The organism is Ferrimonas lipolytica (assembly GCF_012295575.1).
Classification (GTDB): Bacteria; Pseudomonadota; Gammaproteobacteria; order Enterobacterales; family Shewanellaceae; genus Ferrimonas; species Ferrimonas lipolytica.
On record NZ_CP051180.1, the window covers coordinates 793017 to 812864 of the forward strand.

General features: G+C 49.3%; 16 protein-coding genes and 1 pseudogene. 10 read left to right on the forward strand and 7 right to left on the reverse strand.

Annotated features, from left to right (window positions below):
• Positions 1–61: 61 nt before the first annotated feature.
• Together HER31_RS03745 and HER31_RS03750 are read left to right on the forward strand one after the other, a co-directional pair.
• On the forward strand, positions 62–730 hold the full coding sequence (locus tag HER31_RS03745) for an SDR family NAD(P)-dependent oxidoreductase (RefSeq protein WP_168659338.1): 669 nt from the start codon (positions 62–64) through the stop codon (positions 728–730).
• Between the two features lie 106 nt (positions 731–836).
• Positions 837–2390 (forward strand): hypothetical protein, encoded by a 1554-nt coding sequence (locus HER31_RS03750; protein WP_168659339.1) that lies wholly within the window; start codon positions 837–839, stop codon positions 2388–2390.
• Positions 2391–2503: 113 nt separating this feature from the next.
• Here the strand turns inward: HER31_RS03750 and HER31_RS03755 are convergent, their stop codons facing one another.
• From HER31_RS03755 to HER31_RS03765, 3 genes and pseudogenes are all read right to left on the reverse strand, one after another.
• Complete coding sequence (locus HER31_RS03755) at positions 2504–3103, reverse strand: RDD family protein (RefSeq protein WP_168658688.1); 600 nt, start codon at positions 3101–3103, stop codon at positions 2504–2506.
• Positions 3104–3109: 6 nt separating this feature from the next.
• A pseudogene (locus HER31_RS18965) lies at positions 3110–3172 on the reverse strand (zinc-ribbon domain-containing protein); the annotation flags it as partial.
• A gap of 23 nt (positions 3173–3195) precedes the next feature.
• Positions 3196–3555, reverse strand: coding sequence for an HU family DNA-binding protein (locus HER31_RS03765; protein WP_275060709.1), 360 nt, complete (start codon positions 3553–3555; stop codon positions 3196–3198).
• A 448-nt stretch (positions 3556–4003) separates the two neighbouring features.
• Between HER31_RS03765 and HER31_RS03770 the strand changes: the two genes are divergently transcribed.
• The 4 genes from HER31_RS03770 (at position 4004) to rplY (ending at position 8399) form a co-directional block, all read left to right on the forward strand.
• Complete coding sequence (locus HER31_RS03770; protein WP_168659341.1) at positions 4004–4819, forward strand: HAD-IIB family hydrolase; 816 nt, start codon at positions 4004–4006, stop codon at positions 4817–4819.
• A 33-nt stretch (positions 4820–4852) separates the two neighbouring features.
• The gene (locus HER31_RS03775; RefSeq protein WP_168659342.1) at positions 4853–6079 is read left to right on the forward strand and encodes a glycosyltransferase family protein; all 1227 of its coding nucleotides are present in this window, start codon (positions 4853–4855) and stop codon (positions 6077–6079) included.
• A gap of 11 nt (positions 6080–6090) precedes the next feature.
• Positions 6091–7926, forward strand: a complete 1836-nt coding sequence (locus HER31_RS03780) for a sugar phosphorylase (protein WP_168659343.1) — start codon at positions 6091–6093, stop codon at positions 7924–7926.
• 185 nt (positions 7927–8111) lie between these two features.
• The gene (gene rplY / locus HER31_RS03785) at positions 8112–8399 is read left to right on the forward strand and encodes a 50S ribosomal protein L25 (RefSeq protein WP_168659344.1); all 288 of its coding nucleotides are present in this window, start codon (positions 8112–8114) and stop codon (positions 8397–8399) included.
• Between the two features lie 113 nt (positions 8400–8512).
• On the opposite strand, the gene HER31_RS03790 is transcribed toward rplY, so the two are convergent.
• The 3 genes from HER31_RS03790 to HER31_RS03800 form a co-directional block, all read right to left on the reverse strand.
• Positions 8513–9100 carry a UPF0149 family protein gene (locus tag HER31_RS03790; protein WP_168659345.1) on the reverse strand — a complete coding sequence of 196 codons (588 nt, stop codon included), beginning with the start codon at positions 9098–9100 and terminating at the stop codon, positions 8513–8515.
• A gap of 190 nt (positions 9101–9290) precedes the next feature.
• Entirely contained in the window at positions 9291–13088 is a 3798-nt protein-coding gene (gene tamB / locus HER31_RS03795) for an autotransporter assembly complex protein TamB (protein WP_168659346.1), read from the reverse strand.
• Complete coding sequence (locus HER31_RS03800) at positions 13085–15073, reverse strand: autotransporter assembly complex protein TamA (protein ID WP_168659347.1); 1989 nt, start codon at positions 15071–15073, stop codon at positions 13085–13087. The genes tamB and HER31_RS03800 overlap by 4 nt, the downstream gene beginning before the upstream one ends.
• Positions 15074–15227: 154 nt before the next feature.
• Between HER31_RS03800 and HER31_RS03805 the strand changes: the two genes are divergently transcribed.
• From HER31_RS03805 to cysE, 3 genes are all read left to right on the forward strand, one after another.
• Entirely contained in the window at positions 15228–16271 is a 1044-nt protein-coding gene (locus tag HER31_RS03805; protein WP_168659348.1) for an isoaspartyl peptidase/L-asparaginase family protein, read from the forward strand.
• A gap of 88 nt (positions 16272–16359) precedes the next feature.
• Entirely contained in the window at positions 16360–16776 is a 417-nt protein-coding gene (locus HER31_RS03810) for a CBS domain-containing protein (RefSeq protein WP_168659349.1), read from the forward strand.
• A 107-nt stretch (positions 16777–16883) separates the two neighbouring features.
• The gene (cysE, locus tag HER31_RS03815) at positions 16884–17669 is read left to right on the forward strand and encodes a serine O-acetyltransferase (protein WP_168659350.1); all 786 of its coding nucleotides are present in this window, start codon (positions 16884–16886) and stop codon (positions 17667–17669) included.
• A gap of 249 nt (positions 17670–17918) precedes the next feature.
• Here the strand turns inward: cysE and HER31_RS03820 are convergent, their stop codons facing one another.
• On the reverse strand, positions 17919–19025 hold the full coding sequence (locus HER31_RS03820) for a M14 family metallopeptidase (protein ID WP_168659351.1): 1107 nt from the start codon (positions 19023–19025) through the stop codon (positions 17919–17921).
• Between the two features lie 157 nt (positions 19026–19182).
• On the opposite strand from HER31_RS03820, the gene HER31_RS03825 reads away from it, so the two are divergent.
• Positions 19183–19650 carry a hotdog fold domain-containing protein gene (locus tag HER31_RS03825; RefSeq protein WP_168659352.1) on the forward strand — a complete coding sequence of 156 codons (468 nt, stop codon included), beginning with the start codon at positions 19183–19185 and terminating at the stop codon, positions 19648–19650.
• The last annotated feature ends 198 nt before the right edge of the window (positions 19651–19848 follow it).

The following is a 19848-nucleotide window of genomic DNA, read 5'->3' on the forward strand; positions in this document are numbered from 1 at the left end:
GTTCAACTTAGCCCCAAATTTTAGAAATGCTGTTTATTTGAACAATAATTGAGAGGTGAAAGTGATTTTAATCACTGGTGCCAGCAGCGGGCTGGGGGCGCAGATTGCGCAACGGTATGCACAGCAAGGTAAATCATTACTGTTAAGCGGGCGTGATCAACAACGATTACAGCAGGTTAAAGACAATTGCTTAGGAAAGGCAGCTACCCACGTGACCGACTTGGCTGAGGCAAAGTCGGTGTCAACCCTGTTTGACGCTTTACCACAACCGCCAGAGCTGATTATCCACTGCGCAGGCAGCGGTTACTTCGGCCCATTAACTGAGCAGCAACCGCAACAGATTGTGGCGTTGATCAACAACAACTTGCTATCGGCCACATTAGTGTTGCAGCAAGCGGTTAAGCGTTATCAGGATCAAGCGGTGACGGTTGTGGTGGTTATGTCAACTGCTGCCCAGGTAGCAAAAGCCGGTGAAAGCAGCTATTGCGCTGTTAAGTGGGGCGTACGGGGTTTAGTTGAGTCGTTGCGGTTAGAGCTGAAATATAAGCCAATGAAATTGGTGGCGGTATACCCAGGCGGTATGGCAACCGAATTTTGGCAAACCAGTGGTAAAGACATAGATCTGTCAAATTTTATGAGCGCTGCTGAAGCGGCACAGATGCTGGTTGATGCACTGCAACACAGTGCTCGTGGCTTCGTTTCTGATATCACCATTAACCGCACAGAATAAACTTCACGCTGCTAACCTAAACTAACAGTGGGCAGTCTAAATAGTCCTCGACTACGCTAATAATTTGAATGAGATACAGGTTAATGATAGCCAAGGAGGGTAGATCATGATGAGCCTTGAACAACAAAGTGTCCCAACAGCTAATAACCCAGATGAGGCTCAGTTACAGCGACAACAACTGCTAACTCTCTATCAAGTATCGCCCGACAAAGTGGTTGAGGCGGTTGCCTCTACTGATAAAGCGCGCACATTGTTGGTGGATTTCGATGAAACCCTATGGCTGCGTAATTCGACCGAGACCTTTCTCGCCAACATCAAACCTGCATTTTTGTTGGCGATCGTTGTTCAATTCCTAAATCTGTTGAAGCCTTGGCGTTGGCGCAGTGGCTCCGACTCCGAGCATTACCGCGAAGTGATGCGGCTTAAAGTGATCTTGTTTTTGATGCCTTGGGCTAAGGGGCAATGGTTGCAAGCGGCAGCTTCCCTTGGACCTAAATACGTCAATCAGGATCTGTTGGGAGCCTTACGCCAATCGGGTAATACTAACATTCATGTTGTTTCTTTCGGCTTTAGTTTCATCATTGAACCTCTTCTGGCAGCGATTGATCCCAACTTTAAGTTAACCATGTCGTCCACCTTTGATAATGCAGTTGATTTGCGCCAGCGTGGTAAAGCGCAAACCGTTGTTGATCAGCTCGGACGAGAGGCAGTTGAAGAGAGCGTCTGTATTACCGACAGCTTGCTCGACCAAGATCTGTTGCAAATGGCGAAAGTAGGTTTGCTCTGTCAGTGGCCAGCAGCCAAAAGTGAACTGGCAGGGTTGTCACCAATGTTGCCGTTTGTATTCACAAAGAAAGTAAACCGACCAACCGAGAAGTACTTTACTAGGGTGGTGCTTGGACACGACTATTTGGCGCTGTTTTTGGCATTGGTGCTGGTTAGTAGCCAACCACTGCTGTGCGCAATCAGCTTGTTGTTATTTGTGATGGCCTTCTTTGCTATATACGAAACCGGTTACTACGAGAACGATCGACTTGGACAGCTGTTGGAGGCTAAGCCGCGAGTATCGAAACAGTTCATTAAACTGGGCCACCATTTTAATCCACGCTTTGCATGGCTTTGTGGCGCCTTAATCGCGCTGACTGCGGCGTGGTTGGCCAGTTACGGTGCCAGTTGGCTACCACAATACTTTGAACTGGATGGTGGCGCTGCCGTTGCTGCCATATGGTTGGTGTTTATGGTATTTATGGTCGGAGTTCGGGCGGTGTTTTACGCTTTCAACCGCACTCCAGTGAAGGGGCGGATTGTGCCCATGCTGCTGCTGCAAGTTGCCCGCAATTGTGGCTACTTCATTATCTTTCCCGTAGCGGAGGCCGGTGCCTTGTTTTGCTTGGCGTGGGCGTTGGGTAAATGGTTCCCCTATATGATTTATCGATTCGGTGGTTCCAATATTGGCTACCCTAATCACTTGGTGACTGGGCTGTTGATGCTGTCGATGGTAGTAATGGTAGGAGCGAGCCACGTTGACGGTTTTGCGCTGTTCTTTAATTGGCCTGCCGCGGTGGTCGTGCTGTATGTGTTAATTCGTGCAGGCAAGGATTTGTGGTCATTCCGCAGTCAACTTAAGCCGATGCAACCAATTGCTGGGCGTGAGTTGTAACGGTTTATCTAGTGAGCAATAGCAAACGGCAACTCAGGTTAGTTGCCGTTGTTATTCCCGTTAATACTGCTTTGTTCGGTTTACTCTATTGGGTTGCATACCAAGTCACATCCCTACATAGCACCTAAAACGCTAATGAATGCCAGTGTAATTCCGACCGCGATTACGCACAACAGCGCCCGTAATGGTTGCCACTTTTTATGGCTTACCACACTGCCAACTGCGTTATCCCAGCGAGTGGTTTCGTGTTTTTTAAGATCAAAGTAAGCAAATATTCGAGCGACGAAATTTGCCACTGGCAACGCCAATGCTTCGCCTTTTAGCAGTAGGTGAAAGCCACGCTGTAGTGCTTGGGTAAAGCTTAAGTTGTCACCCTGATGACTGGTTACTGTTATGCCAAACAGCGCCTTAGCCGGTGTGCTTTTAAAAGTACTAAGACACAAGGCTTCCACTGGTAACCACAACAGATACAGGACCACTCCAGCAACAATGGGGTTGCTGAGGCTATTGATAAAGTCATCGGTTAATACCGGTGCGAACCACGCCATTATTAAGACCAACAGAAACAGCAGCAGTGGCGCTAATAACAGGATATCCACGGTGCGCGCGAATAGGCGCCGCCACGGGTGCAGTGCCGCTGTTTTGGCTTGAATGTTCGCTGTTGGGTCAACGACAGTTTGCGCAGAATGCTCCGCCTGCACCGTGTTAATCACAGCAGTACCACAGTGGTTACAGAACTTTGCTGACGCGGGTAGGGCGACGCCACATTGATGACAAAACATGGGGTGTAATTACTCTCAGTAATTTATCCGCTTACCGCTTGCTTTAGCTGGCTGGCAGGTTTAAATGCGGCCACGGTACGTAATGGGATCTGAATTTCAGCACCAGTTTGTGGGTTACGGCCACTTCTTGGCAAGTGATGACGGATCTCAAATACCCCAAGCTTGGGTAAATAAACGGTTTCACCCTCGTGTAAGGCTTTACATATCACCGCTTCCAGTTGGGTTAGAGTGGCTTTGCACGTGGTTTGTGGCAGATCAGACAGTTGCGCCATGCGCTTAATCAATTGAGTGCGATTCATTCGGGGTTCCGCGCAAAAAGGCGGTGTTATACCCCAATGGTTTCGGGCTTGCGAGAGCGGGCGACTCAACCGGATAAAATCCATACTAAATTGGCCGAATTACAGGCAAAAAAACGGCACCAAAGAATTAGTGGTGCCGCGTAATAACCAACAAGGTCTAGTTTGGGAAGGACAAGCTTCGAGCTTCATACTAGAGTGGTTCGGCCAAGGAAAGTGTGAACTGGCGCAACCTTGACGGAAACGTTTCAGGCGTTTCTTCACTAAATTTCAATAGATTGTACTGGTTAACCCGAGTTGCTTTCAGCAGTGAGAATAATCTGCTTTTAAAATCGTCAAGTTGCGACGAGTAGGGTTAGAAAAGCCCCGTGTCAATTGCTAGCGCAGAGTAAATTACCCAGCTAGTTACCCGCTTTAAAAATCACCATTTTGGTTAATTCTTTTTCAACCTTAAATCGGTAAACAAAAAGCGATCATGCTGGGTTGGTACAAGGATTGCTGTAATTCAGTAAACCGAAGTGGAGGTTGATCATATATGGATACAACAGTCCCGCCAATATTGGTGGTTACCGATCTCGATGGCTCCCTATTGGATCACCATAATTACAGCTTTATCGCGGCTAGCTCTGCCTTGCTGCGACTAAGTGAACTCGATATCCCGGTTATTTGTAACACCAGTAAGACTGAGGCGGAGCTGATGCCGCTGCGCCAGGCTTTGCACAACACTCACCCTTTTGTTGTCGAAAATGGCAGCGCCGTGCATTGGCCATTGGGCTATTTCCCCGCAATCTCCGGCCATAAACGGGTGTTTGGTGTAACGCGCCAGCAAGTGATGCAGTGTATTGACGCCGTTCGCTCATTGTTCTCCCCGCCACTAGAGGGGTTTAGTGATTGGAGTGCTCTCCAGTTGATTGCGCATACGGGCCTAAAAGAGGAGGAAGCGACGCAAGCGCTCAAGCGCAATTACTCCGAACCTCTGTTGTGGCAGCAAGGCGAGCAGGGTCTCATGCAGTTTAAAAAGCTGATGGAGGCACGAGACTTGCAACTCCTCCAAGGTGGACGCTTTGTGCATGTGCTTGGTCGCTGCGACAAGGGCCAAAGCCTCGAATGGTTACGTCACGCCTATCAACAAAAGTGGGGGCAAACACCAATCATTATCGCCTTAGGTGACGGCCAGAACGACGTGGCCATGCTGGAACAAGCTGATTGGCCAGTGGTAATTCGCTCGCCCCAAAATGATGCACCGCAGCTATCTGAAGCTGCACAAAAGCGGTGCATCTACACCGTTGAGTACGGCCCAATTGGATGGAACAACGCCATTCTGACCATCTTACAACGCTTGGGTATTTAACGTCGTCACAACAATAACTGAAGGATGAACAGCATGGGTGATTTCTATCAAAACGGTATTATTACCACACTCCATAATCTCTCTTGTCGTAGTGCGGCGGAGATGGAAGATGAGTTGGTAAAGTTTTCGAAAACACGGCCAATGAGTTTGGTACTACCGAGCTTATACAGTGAACTGCAGGGGCCAGCGTTAGAGAAGATCGTTACCGAGCTGCAACAGGTTCCCTACCTCAACGACATTGTGATTGGTTTGGACCGCGCCAACTTGGATGAGTATAAGCATGCTTTAAAATATTTTGGGCGGCTGCCGCAATCGCATCGGGTACTTTGGAATGATGGCCCGCGCCTCAAGGCGATCGACAATATGCTCCAACAGCAGGGGCTTGCGCCAACTGAGTTGGGCAAGGGGCGTAATGTCTGGTATTGCCTAGGTTACGTGCTCGCAAAGGGCAAAGCGGAGTCGGTCGCCCTGCACGATTGCGATATCGTGACCTACGACCGTTCGATGCTGGCGCGATTGATCTACCCAGTAGCCAACCCTAGTTTTAACTATGAATTCTGTAAGGGTTACTACGCTCGTGTTGCCGATAATAAGCTTAATGGCCGGGTGACACGATTATTGGTTACACCGCTGCTGCGCTCACTTATGAAGGTATTGGGGCCGCAAGATTATCTCGATTATCTCGATAGCTTCCGCTATCCCCTTGCCGGTGAGTTTTCGTTTCGGATTGACGTGATTAATGATCTGCGGATTCCAAGCGATTGGGGCTTAGAGATTGGAGTGCTGTCAGAGATGAAGCGTAATTACGCCACCAACCGTCTGTGTCAGGTTGATGTTGCTGACTGTTATGACCACAAACACCAAGATCTGTCCGCCCACGATGATCAGGGCGGGTTGTCGAAAATGTCCATCGACATATCCAAAGCTATCTTTAGAAAGCTTGCTACTGACGGAGTGGTATTTACTTGTTCGACGTTTAGAACTATCAAAGCAACCTATTATCGAGTTGCGCTCGATTTTATTGAAACCTATCGAAATGATGCGGTGATTAATGGTCTAGATTTTGATGTGCACAAAGAGGAAAAGTCGGTCGAATTGTTTGCCCAAAATGTGTTGAAAGCAGGGCTACATTTTCTCGATAACCCGATGGATAAGCCATTTATCCCTAGCTGGAATCGAGTGCAGAGCGCGATTCCCGATATCTTTGAGCAGTTAAGCGAAGCGGTCGAAGCAGATCATAAAGAATTCCATCAGTTATAGGGTGTTGGGGTATGTCATCACAATTAAATGCTTATCAAGAGTGCCACCATCGAGTGATACAGCATCTACAGGCGATATACCCAGATCACAATCATGCGCTGTTGGCGGATAACCTGATTGAAGCGATGTGCCACGGTGGTGTTTGTGCAGTGCCTGAAGCCCGAACTAACAACTGGTCACAGCAAGATCTTATCTTAATTACCTATGGCAATAGCGTTGAGAAAGTAGGAGAGCCGCCGCTTCGTACTCTCAATACCTTTTTACAGCAGCATATGAGCTCAGTGATCTCTGGGGTACATATTCTGCCGTTCTTTCCCTATAGCTCTGATGATGGCTTCTCAGTGATTGATTACACCAACGTCAATCCTGAACTTGGCGATTGGCACGATATTGAAGCGATTGCAAAGCAGTTCGATCTGATGTCGGATTTGGTGATCAACCATTGCTCCAGTCAAAGTAAGTGGTTTACTCAATTTAAACAGGGGCTTGCTCCTGGCAAAGAGTATTTTGTAACGGTACCTGCGGATACCGATACCTCATTAGTGGTGCGGCCTCGCACCTCACCGCTACTGCAGGCGGTTGACACTCCGCAAGGGCAGCAGCATGTGTGGTGTACCTTTAGTTTTGATCAGGTTGATCTTAACTTTGCTAATCCAGATCTGTTGTTTGAGATGGTGCGTATCATCGCCTTGTATCTTGATAAGGGCGTTAAGATTTTCCGTCTTGATGCGGTCGCATTTTTGTGGAAGCAGCTTGGCAGCCCATGCATTAATCTGCCCCAAACCCATGAGGTGATTAGGCTGATCCGAACCTTGGTTGAGTTTCGCACCGCTGCGGCTATCTTGATTACCGAAACCAATATCCCAAACCAAGAAAACCTCAGCTATTTCGGTAACGCCAACGAAGCCCACTGTATCTATAACTTTTCATTGCCACCATTGCTGCTACATACCATGATGACCGGCAGTTGCCAGCATTTAAAGCAGTGGCTTATGAGCATGCCGCCAGCTCAATCTGGTACCGCCTACTTTAACTTTATTGCATCCCATGACGGTATCGGGTTGCGCCCGGTTGAGGGCTTGTTAGAAACCGCAGAGATCGACGAGCTGGCGGAGGTGATGCAAGGTTTCGGCGGGGCGGTGTCATGGCGCACCATGACTGACGGCAGTGTTCGCCCATATGAGATTAACATTGCCCTGACCGATGCCATGCAAGGCACAGTTAACGGCGTAGATGATCTCTTGGTGGAGCGTTTTATTTGCACCCACGCCATTATGCTGGCGCTTGAAGGGATCCCGGGGATCTACATTCACAGCTTTTTAGGCACCCGTAATGACTACGCGAAGATGGCTCAGACCGGCAGTAATCGCGCTATCAATCGCCATAACTGGCAACTAGAGACGCTAACGCAGCAGTTGGAGGATCAAGGGGTCGCAAGTCAGATATTTAGTAACATGAAACGTCTGTGTGAACTGCGGCAACAGCAGCCAGCATTTAACCCCAATGCGACTCAATTTACCTTGCATCTAGGGGATCAAATCTTTGCATTTTGGCGTCAAAGCATGCGTCGAGATCAGAGTATTTTCTGCCTAAATAATGTCACCGATAGACCACAGCGAGTGGCGTTAACTCAGATTAACTTAGTGGCCAATGAGCGTTGGCGCGACATTATTAGCGGTACCGTTTATGAAGATACAAGGGAAGAGATAGAGCTCGAGCCATATCAGAGTGTTTGGCTGAGTAACTGGGATGGCGCTGGGGTGGTAATGAAACGACCGGTGGGGCAAGGAGAACCTTTCGCTAATCAACCGTTAAACGACCCAGATGAACGGCGGCGGCATGGTTAAGTTCAATTAATAGCGCCGTGCACCGCAGTGGTGCTTATTTATTGAGCGCTTAAGCCGATTATTTATACTTACCTTGGTGGTTGCTATTGGCCTGTGCTAGTATTCGCCGGCTTTTTTAAGAAAGCGCTGTAACGGACCTTGGTCGCAAAGGTCCGTTTCTATTTTATGATACTGAGGTAATTATCATGTCCTTCACTCTTGAAGCAAAATTACGTACTGACCTGGGGAAAGGTGCGAGCCGCCGCCTGCGTCACGCGAACCTAGTTCCTGCCATCATCTACGGTGGTGAAGCTGCACCAGTTTCTATCGAACTGGCACACGATCCTCTGCTGCACGCACAGGAAAATGACGAGTTTTACACTTCTGTACTGACTATCAACATCGATGGCCAAGAAGTTAACGTTAAAGCGCAAGCTATGCAGCGTCACCCGTACAAGCCTAAAGTTAACCACGTAGATTTCATCCGCGTATAAGCTTTAGCCTTACGGCAGAAAAGGCACCCTTCGGGGTGCCTTTTTCGTATGGGGCGTTTGCCCTAAAAAACAGGCAGCCATAAGGCTGCCTGTTTTGCTTGAACAGATAACGGTTAATCGTTCAATTTCTGAAATGACCAGATCTGCTCCAATGATTCCGCCATGGTTGCCAGCAGCTGCTGTGGAGATGGCTCGTCGCCATTACGCCAAGCGACAGCGTGGTCTTCATCAGAGCCTAGGGTTGCAACGTAGCCGATGAAGCCAACACAATCCTCAAGCTCTGCTTGGGTTTGCTCATTTAGCTGCTTGGGCCACTCTTCGCGCAGGAAGCGGTAACCAAACACAAAACCTGCACACCAGTTTCGCAGTGGTTGGGTGAGTTGACGTTGCTGGATCAATTCGATCGATTCATCTAGATCACTTGGCAGCAATTGTTGCTTTTCATGCAGACGTTCATGGATTTGATTGAACAGAACAAACAGCAGATCCATGTCTTTTTCATCAAAAGGCCAGTGACTCTTACTTTGTTCCATTGCGGCAATGGCACAGCTCCAACCGCTTGGATCCATACTTTTTGGATAGCAGTGCAGATGGGTCAAGAAACCTTGGCTCTGCCAGAAGTTTAATCCACCGTGTTTAGCGGCATCGTCGAGCACCTCAATTAGGCGCTTTTCATCGGTTTTTGAAAGTTTATTCTTCATGCTGGCAAGATTTGTGGATGGCTTCGTAAGCATTACAGAAAATGGCTCAGTTGGCACCAGCCAATGTCGGGGTTTTGAGCTGTTTCACAGATAATGCGTTAGCGAGCTCTGCCCAGTGATGATTAACCCATAACGCGCGCGCCTTGGCATTACTCGCGGTTAAAGCTTGGCTTAATCACCACGGTGACTATCACTCAATTTCGAACAGGTAATAGATATCTAAGGAATCTTCCGGTTCCTCTTTTGATATCTCGCTCACGGCTTCGAGCCATAACCGTTGCAGTAGATAGTAGCGTACCGTTAGTTCCGATAAACCTTCACCGAAGACATCGACACCATATTTGATGTAGAGCTTATTGCCGATATAACCACTAACCGTTACCTGAGTATCATCGCCGCTGCCTTCGGCATCGAGCTTAACGTCGCGTAAGCCTAGTTCTTCTCCGATGGTACTGACCAAGCCACCGGTTGTGCCCACACCAAGACTCACAGCGGCGGTGGCCCAAAGTGAGCTATCACCATCAGAGCTGAGCCCCTGACCACGCACCAGATAGGATAGGATTTCCTGTTGCTCCATACTTCGACTCGCGAAGAGCGTGAGCTTTGGCGCTTTAGGAACGCCGGTGACGCGGACACCAACGGTGAGATCTTCACTGTCGATCTCGCGGACCGCTTCAACATCGAGATTGGGTAAGGTTGGTGGGCCGTTAAAGGTTACTTTACCGCGGTTGATACTCAGTCGCTGCCCATAGGCATTAAATCGACCATCTTTGAGATCGAGTGCACCAAACACTTGGATCGGTTGGGTTGGTAGCTGCCGAACCTTAAGTTCGCCGCCGAGAGCGCCGGTGAGGCCGAGAGCATCGGTGGTTAGGCCCTCGGCGATATTGATGGATAGATCTAAGGTTGTGCGTCGGCTTTCGCTTTGCTGTTGATCCGCAATCGAGTCGATGTAGACCACATCATCACTAACGGTAACGGTGCCTTTAGGAAGAGACTTAATCTGAAAACGCCCCTCAGTGATGCCGATATCGCCGGTTAAACTGAATAGGGTCGGCGCCCAAATTAGGTTGAGCTGTGGTGATGATTTAACTTGCACCATTGGCGGATAGAGCAGATCAAGTTCGTTGCCTGAGATCTTGGCTTCGGCAGCAAACCCTTGAATCCAATAGAGTCGACCAGTGACATCAGCAAGTCCTTCGCCAACGAGGGTAGTGCCATCAAAGTCGGCAGTGTTGCCATTAAAGTTGAGGCGCAGTTGCAGCTGGTCTAATTCAGTTGGGTTGATATGGGCGCGAGCACTGCCATCCTTTAGCGACAATTCGCCATGGATAAGTGGTTGTTTTACTGTGCCGGCTATCTCAACTTGGCCATCTAAGCGAGCACTGGCGCCATCCGCTAAGGCGGGGATTAATGCCAGAAATGGCGCTAAATCAATATTATCGCTATCAAACAGACCCTTTAATGCATAGGGCGCTTTGCGACCCAAAAGAATGCCAGCCTCCATCGATTGTTTTTCGTTTACCACCAATTTGGAGTTGAACGCAAACCCATCCGGCTGCAGCTCAACGGTGGTATAAGATTGTTGCCAAGCAATGGCTTGTGCTTGCAGTCCCATATCCCGTTGTAACTCTAAGCGGCCATTGTCGTCGTTAAGGGAGACATTGAGACGGGGATCTTGGTTCGGTACCCAACCCAAGGTCAGTTCGCCGCTCATCTGGCTCTGCAGCGATAGCCGCTGTGGTAGCAGTGGTTTCAACAACTGCGCCATATCTGCATTGATATCCCATGCCATCGCCCCGCGCTGACCAATAAGCGATGGGCCGCGAGAACAGAGCTCGGTGCCACGAGTTAACCAGCAGTGCTGATCAACAATCGCTTCCTGTTTATCGATATCAACGGTTAATCCAACCAGATGATTAAGGCTTAGCCCCCACTCACCTTGGGCAACATTGGCGTGGATAAGTCCACCGAGCCACTTTTGTTGCTCTGGGTAGTAGTTGCCACCAACGCCAATGGATATCTTGCTGTCGCCTTTTGTATCAACGGTTAACTCTTGTCGTTCGGTTGAGCCTATAAAGTGGGCGTTGGTTCTCCCCAACGGTTGACCGGCAACGATCAGAGTATTGGCTGACAGCAACACATCGGCACTGTGTTGATTGAGCGGATGGTAAGTAGCTGCGATTGAGGCTTTGTTTAGGCTGTGTTGTTCAAAGCTGATGCGATTGGTTTCAGTAAAAATCTCAAACTGCGGGTTATCTGCCTGGCCACTGAGGGTGAAGTTGGCGACAATATCCCCTTCAAGTTGCGGTAACCACTGTTGCAGTTGCTCCGCCCTCAGCTGACCTTCCAGCTGCCAGTTGTCACCAACTAAACCACCATCAAGTTGCAGTTGGGTGTCGTTCAGCTCGACCACCAGTTGCTCAGCGCTGGCTTGCCATTGCGAGTTAAGCTTGGTGTTGCCGGTTAACCTTAGCGGATATTGCTGCCATGCACCGTGCAGTTCAGCTTGTTGCAGCTCAACCTGCCAGTCGTCGAGTTGGCGGTAGTAACCGTTTGAATTGGCATGGCCTGACAGCTGCAGCGGAGTATTGGCATGGAGTGATGTGAGGTCAAGGTTATCGGTGTTGATCCCCAGTTGCCAATGGATGCCGTTATTGAGATCGAGCTGGCCACGACCGCTGGCTTGGCCTAGGCCGCCAGCGATGCTGGCTTGATGCAGGGTAATAACCTTGTCTTGGTGGCTAGCGCTGATAAGTGCACTGGTTTGAGGGTAGCCAACAACAGTGATGTTACCGCTGCCTTTGATGGTCTGTTGGTGAAGATCTCCCGAGGCGCTCAATACCAACTCTTCACCACGGTAAAGGGGATCGCCAGTAAGTGGCCAGTGGACCTTATTGGCAACCACATTGGCGCTAAAAGGCAGCGCTGCTTGGGTTAAATCTAATGCGCCGCTGATAACGCCTTGCCATTCGCCTCGGGTACTAGCGGCAATCTCAAGTTGTTGCAAACTGTTATCGACATGGCCTTCAAAGGCAATCCCTTCAAACTCAAGTGCCCAAGGTAGTTTCGCTAAAACCCCTTCCAAGGTGGCGTTAATCGGGTAACCCTGCTGGAACACCATAGTGGCTTCGCCTGCTACCGTTGCCCAATCGTGGTTGAGGTCGAACTGTTGCAGCGACAGGGTACTGTGGTGCCAAAACCCTTTCAGTGCGAGATGAGAGAATTGTTGTTCCAGTTCACCGGTTTGCACATACCCTTGGCGAATGGTGATGTCGTCAACATCAATGGCGAAAGGTAGGTCCACCGGAGGCAGATCGGCAAGTGGACCACCGTTATCACGGTTTACGTTTGTTGCGACCGTTGTTTGATTGACAGCGGTGGAGGTATCGCGCTTAGGTGGCAGGACGTAGCTGAAATTATCCGCTTCAGTATTGTCTAACCACAGTCGTTTCGAGCCAAGAAATAACTCGGTATCTAAACGACTTGCAGCAATGGTCATATCACCAATAAGCACTTTAATATTAGTAATATTGGCCTGTTTCACATTGATATCAAAGGGCAAACTGATGCCTTGGTAATCGTTGTCAGCAGTAGTGCTCTCGATAGGTTCCTGTTGCTTATCGCCTGTTGGCTTCGGCTCGCCGTTTGGCGCAGTGTCGTCGGAATGCAACGGCACTATCACCTCAACCCCATTGGCGGTTAACCCGTTGGCGCAAAGTTCACCTTGAAATAGACAACCAAGGCGCCAATCCAAGGCCGCCTCCTTAAGGCGTACCGTGACCATTGGTAACTCTAAATCGAAATTTGATATAGCGAAACCACGGCTTAAGGTGCCGCTTTGGTAGTTCAGCGATACCATTGGTACTAGTTTATCGATACCGAACAGCAATATACGGCTGCCCATCGGTGTGCCGACCAGTAAGGCGATCACAATCAGCAAGGTCACCGGAATAAGGCTAAATCGAAACAACCAAGCGCGAATCATAACTCCGCTCCAATGGTTATGTGCAATCGATATGGTGGATCGTCTTCAGTGAAGCCATAACCGAGATCTAAGCGCAGTGGACCGATAGGGGAGATCCAGTGGATGCCGAGGCCAACAGAGCCAGCCCAATCGATATCTTTTTGATGACTTTCGTTAAAGGCGCTACCGCCATCAAGAAACGTCGCCGCTCGCCATTTATCAGAAAGATAATATTGGTATTCAACACTCGCAGTGGCGAGGTAACGACCACCAACGACTTTTTTAGTGCCATCTTCGGTGGTTATCGTCGGCGCCAAGCTTTGGTATGAATAGCCCCGCACTGTTTGGTCACCACCGGCGAAGAAGCGCAACGACGGGGCCAGCTGTTGCACCGACTCATCGCTGACGTTGTTGTAGCCTAAGTCCAACCGGCTGGTAAAACGTTGTCGGTCGAATGGTGAAGCAACAAAACGCCATTGACCACGCAAGCGAGTGGTTGCTTCCGCATCGGAATCGATAGGGCTGCCGTGCTCGATGGTATAGAGCTGGCGGAAACCACTGCTTGGATCCAAGGTTGGGCCACGACGAGTGGTTTTATTGAAGCTGATCCCCGGCAAGAGGTAATCCGATGTAGTGCTTATGCCGGCTTGGTCCCAGCTTTCGTTGAGGTAACGAATAAAATAGCGCCGCGTCCAGCCGCCACCTAATACGGTTTTGCGAGAGATGCTGAGCTGGGTTTGTTGGCTTTCTAGATCACCAAACTCTTCTTTACCAAAGCTACTGCCTAACTGGAGGATGTCGTTGAGGGGGTGATCCAGTGGGATTCGATACTCAAACGACAGCTCTGGGTTGACCTTAGATATCTCCAACCGAGTCTCTTGAGAGTGACCGTAGCGGTTGACCTGTGGCGTTCGCCAGGTAATTGAAACTCGGCCCTCGGTATCGGTTGAGTAGCCAGCACCAAGCTCAAATGAATGGCTCGGGCTAGGGGAGAGTTCAACGTCGATAGGGATCTGCCCGCCTTTGCTGCGTTGTGGCTGCGGGAATACCTTTACTTCTTTAAAGTAACCTGAGCTTAGCAATGTGCCGGTAAAGTCACTGACTTGGTCGTTGTGATAGGGCTCATTGGGTTTAAATTGCACCATAGAGAACAGCAGATCATCCTCCAAATCGAACGGGGCAAAGTTAACCTCGCCAAAGGTGTAGCGCTGATTGCTGTCGTAGACCAGCACCAGTTCCGCTTGGTACTTGTCACGATCTATCGCAATCCGTTGCGTCACCATGCTGCCATCAAAATAGCCACGAATAAGACCAAGGCTAACCAGATCGCTCTTCAGCGTTTCATATTTGCCGTGATGAACTACGTCGCCCTTGGCAATCTTGGCGCGCTTGAGCCGGAGTTTAAAGGCAGGGTCACTCTTGGCGGCGCCGCGAATTTGAATCGATACCTTGCGGTAACGCATCGGTTCACCAGGAGTTATTTGTAGTGATAGCTGCCATGGTGAGACATCGCGATTTAAACTGGCGTCTATCTGGCCACGGTAATACCCTAACGCCTGCATCGCTTGTTGGATATCTTCTTGGTAGGAGAATAGGAATGTGGCGCGTTCGGCACTGCTTTCGGGCAGGTTCTTCAGGTGAGCATCGATGTTTTCCGCTAAGGCGCCTTTGACGCCGTTAACCTCGATGACGAGAAATTCATTATCATCATTGATGGCGTTGGCTACTCGCTCGCCCAATTTACGGCCACCTTCGCCTGCGGTCTCAATTACCTTTTCGGTCTTTTCGACTACCGTTGTGGCTGGGTTGATGATTACCCCTTCAATCACGGCTTTTGACGCGCTTTTGGTACCAGTACCGATGCTCTTCAATGTCTCTTTGGATGCATCAGCGGTTTTTTGGAGGATATTTCGTTCATCTGCTATTTGCTGCGCCTCATCGGCACGGATATCTGCACTAAACAAGATCAAAAATATAAGGCCAAGAATGCCTCGGTAGTGCAGCAATGGATGACTCCTTGTCTGGTTGATCGTACGACAATCGAAACAACCGCAGGGGTTGGCAAATAGTTTGGCCATTTTAGGGTGTTATTGGTTGCGCGCAAACTGCTACAGCTGATAAATGTAGATAAATTGCTGTTTAAACCAAATAAGAGAGCTTATGAAGTCGTCAATTTCGGTATGCGTTATCGCAAGCTTGCTGTCGATCGCTCCGGTGTGGGCCGAACAACCTATTGCCTTAGCGCTTCATGGCGGTGCTGGCACTATATCACCAGAAAACTTAACCCCAGCAAAACAGCAGCAGATTGAGGCAGCATTGGACGAGGCGCTCCAAGCGGGTTATCGCTTGCTTAACCATGGAGGCAGTGCTGTTGATGCGGTTGAGGCGACCATTCTCGTGTTAGAGGATTCACCATTGTTTAATGCTGGTAAAGGGGCGGTCTACAGCTGGGATGAATCCCATCAGCTAGATGCTTCATTAATGAGTGGTCAAGGCCGCCAGGCAGGGGCGGTAGCGGGCGTACAGCGGGTCAAAAATCCGATTAAGGCCGCGCGAGCGGTAATGGATGACTCCCCCCATGTGCTACTCAGCGGTAGTGGCGCCGATACCTTTGCCGAGCGGCAAGGACTGGAGTTAGTCAGCAACAGCTATTTTGATACCGAGCAGCGGCTACAGAGCTTGCAGCGAGCGAAGCAGAAGATTATCGAGCAAACTAAATCGTTACATCAAGCCAATTGGGATAAGTTGCCACTGCAATATCGAAGCGGCACCGTTGGTGCGGTAGCGCTAGATCGCAATGGCAACCTAGCTGCTGGAACCAGCACAGGCGGCATGACTGCGAAGCGTTTTGGCCGTATTGGTGATTCCCCCATTATTGGCGCAGGTACCTTTGCCGACAACCGCAGCTGTGCGGTTTCGGCTACAGGTCATGGCGAGTATTTCATTCGCTATAATGTCGCGGCTGATATCTGTGCTCGAGTTGAATACCAACAGGTAAGCGCTGCCGTGTCGGCCAATCAGGTAATTAACAAGGTGCTGGTGGATGCCGGCGCCGATGGCGGCGTAGTGGTGGTGGACCCTCAAGGTAACGTAGCCTCACCATTTAATAGTAAAGGGATGTATCGAGCCAGTATTGATGGCGCTGGCCGTAAGATTATCGCTATCTGGGAAGAACCGCTGGTGAATGAGGCTATTCGCCGGTAAATCAGACTAAGACAATCGACTTTTGTAGTAACGGGATCTAAACAATTCAAGACTATAGTTACTTAACAGTAACGATACGAGGTGGTGTATGGAATCAGTAAAAGTGCGTGATTATATGACGAAGCACCCAGTAGCCTTATCTAAGACCATGTCGATTGATAGTGCGGTTGAGACGTTGCTGCAAGCGGCTCAAAGTGGTGCGCCCGTTGTCGACGCGGAGCAAAATTTACTTGGGTTTGTATCGGAACAAGAGCTGTTGTCGGTCATGCTTAAAAGCACCTATCACTGCGATCTTCACGCCACCGTTGCCGACGTAATGCGTACCGATGTTGTTACCGCCAATGTTGATGATTCTGTGTTGACGTTGGCGGAGCAGATGCTTGATGCCAAGCCTAAGATCTATCCGGTGGTAGAGGGGACACGCTTAATCGGCATGATTAATCGTAGTCGGGTGTTGTTGGCACTAAATACGCATATGCAGCAATGTTATCGCAATAGTGCTTAAAACATATGCAACTCATTGGTAAAACAAGGCGCAACCTGATTTATCGCTGAATCTGGTTGCGCTTTTTATTAGAATCAGAAAATACATTGATCGTTAGGACGCAAGGAATGAAAGACCAAGTCTGGATGCAGCTCCGTGAAGAAGCGAAAGTCGTTACCCAAAACGAACCGCTGCTGACCAGTTACGTGCACACCTGTATTTTGAGCCACAAGAGCTTAGGTGGTGCCTTGAGCTTTATCTTATCCAACAAAATTTCCGATGAAGTGATGTCGTCGGCGGTGGTAAGAGAGCTACTCGAAGAAGCGTACGCTAACGATCCTTCCATTATTGCTAATGCCGCATTTGATATCGATGCGGTATTCCATCGTGATCCGGCCATCAAGAAGCAACTCACCATCTTGCTGCACCTTAAGGGCTTTCAGTCATTACAGGTACATCGTTTGGCACATTACCTATGGAATAACGGTCGTGAGTCGTTGGCGCTGTTTATCCAAAGCCGTAACTCTGAAGTATTTGGCTTGGATATCCACCCTGCGGCGACGATTGGCAAAGGTGTGATGTTTGACCACGCGACCGGTATTGTAGTTGGTGAGACAGCGGTCATTGAAGATAATGTCTCGATTCTGCAATCTGTGACCTTAGGCGGTACCGGTAATGAGTCTGGTGATCGCCATCCTAAGATCCGCAGTGGGGTTATGATTGGCGCTGGCGCCAAGGTGTTGGGTAACATCGAAGTAGGCGAGGGTGCTAAGATTGGTGCCGGCTCAGTGGTACTGGATGCGATCCCGCCGCACGTCACCGTTGTTGGCGTGCCTGCCCGGATTGTTGGCCGTCCGGCATGCTCACAACCATGTGAAACCATGGAGCAAAACTTTCTTTGTGACGGCATCTAGTAGAGTTAGTTGCTGTGATTTAAAGGATAAAAAGAGCGCAATATGCGCTCTTTTTTAATGCTGTGTACCAATTAAGTGTTGTTCTTTCTAATACAGTTAAAGCACCGGCTAGGCGAGTCCCGATACAAAGGGTTAAGCAATGCCGTCGCTACCGCGACAGAGTCCCCTAAAAGCAACGAAAACGGTGAAGCTGAAGGCTTAAGATAAACTTCAACAGCTAACTACGACCCAGACTTTTTAATGCTGTGATTATAGCGGGAAGGTATTGGTGAGCACCTTATATAATTCGGTACCTTGCTGGGCGTTGGCGCTGGCAAAGTGCAGGACTGGAATAGCGTCGCAGGGAAGGGTGACATCCTCATGAATTGGACCCGTTTGCCCCAGCTTATGGTAATGCCAGATCCGGGCAATGGGCTCTCCTTGAATCAGTGGTTGGCCCAGCTCACCTAAGTATTCCACCTGGCCACCGGATGGGCTGTAGAGCGAACGATAGTCTTTCAATAAGCAGGCGTGCTGGGTTACGACTTCCGGTTGGTGAGTACCGTCGTCCCAACAGCCGTGTTGCTCGAGGTAACTGGCGATCCCAAGGGCGTCTTGTTGTGCTTGGCTTGGGTTCAGTAGTTCTTGTGAGCCGAGCTCTAAGGTAAAGGCTTCAACCATTATTGGAAAATCACGGCCTAAGCGCTTAAAGGTTTGGCTTAGCTGCCACCACGGACTGAATGCCGCTTCGTCTAACGCTCCACCAAAATCTGCCGGCATTATGATGTTTAACGGAATGTTAAAGCGCTTAGCTTGATGCCGAGCAAACTCTGGCACATAAAGGTGCCGATCTGAGATTGGCCCAGTATGCAGATCTAAGACGATATCGGCTTCTGTAGCTAATCGTTGTAGGCTGGTCGCCATCTGCTGGCCGGTCTTTAATCCCCACGGGGACTGCAAGCGATGATTGAGTTGCTGTAATAGCAGCTGTTGAAAGGCCGCTTTAACACGGTTTTCTGGTGTATAGATATTCTGTTGAGCAAAGGCGCGAATAGCATCAGCATCAAAATGATACTGGCGGTTCCAGTTGTCACCACTGATCGGATCGAATCGCCCTAAAGTAAATTCACCACTCTTTTGATTGATCCCGATCGGATTTGCCATCGGTACGATAACAAAGTTGCCCTTGGGCGCGTTATCTCGGCACAGTTGCAGGAAGCGTTCGATCACGGCATTGCCTTGGATCTCAGCACCATGAATGTTTGCTTGAATATATACCCGCGGCCCATCACCGTTTTTAAATCGGATTAACGGGACTTTAGCTGGCTCCCCACTTGGCTGTTGTCCGACGATCAGTTCCGAAAGCACCATCTGCATCAGTTGTTTACCCTAATAATACGAAAATTGTGTTAACTGCTGTTAGCAATAGTGCTAAGGCTCTAGTTGTTGTTATAGTAACCGATAGTGAGCTGGGTCACCTTTTGCCTACTGGCCGGTGAACAATAATAACAACTCAGGGATGTAAGATAAGGGTATGGAAAGCAACTACGTATTAAAACTGTGGAAAAAGCTCAAACATAAGCCGTTTGGTGGCAAGTTGATGGCGATGGCGATATCACGTACCGCGCCATACTTTAAAACGGTCAGCTCAACCATGATTGAGATAGTACCCAATCGGGTTCAGTTGGTGTTGAAGAAGAAGCGTAAGGTCGAAAATCACATTGGCACCATGCACGTTATCTCGATCTGTAACGGCCTTGAGCTTGCCATGGGCACAATGGCTGAAGCGTCGATCCCAAAACATTTGCGTTGGATCCCTAAGGGGATGAACCTCGACTACACTGCTAAAGCGGGCAGTGATATTCGTTGTGTGGCAGAGGTTGCCGCCGAGGATTGGAAGCCCGGAGATCTATTCGTTAAGGTCACTGCTTTTGATAACAACGATGTGGTAGTGGTCGAAGGCACCATCAAGTTATGGGTTAGTGAAAAACCGCAAAAATAATCAATTAACAGAACCATACCCACTTGTAGATAGGTTGCAGCCATCACCCTAGCGCAATCACCTCTGTATGCAAGCGACAGGTGGGTTTGGTTGGTTTCTTTATTTATGAGCCCCGTTCAGTTTTGACAATTTCCTTTCTGCGCTCACCATTCGAGCACTAATTTCAAGCGCTTGGTCAATTGGTCTGACTAATTTAGA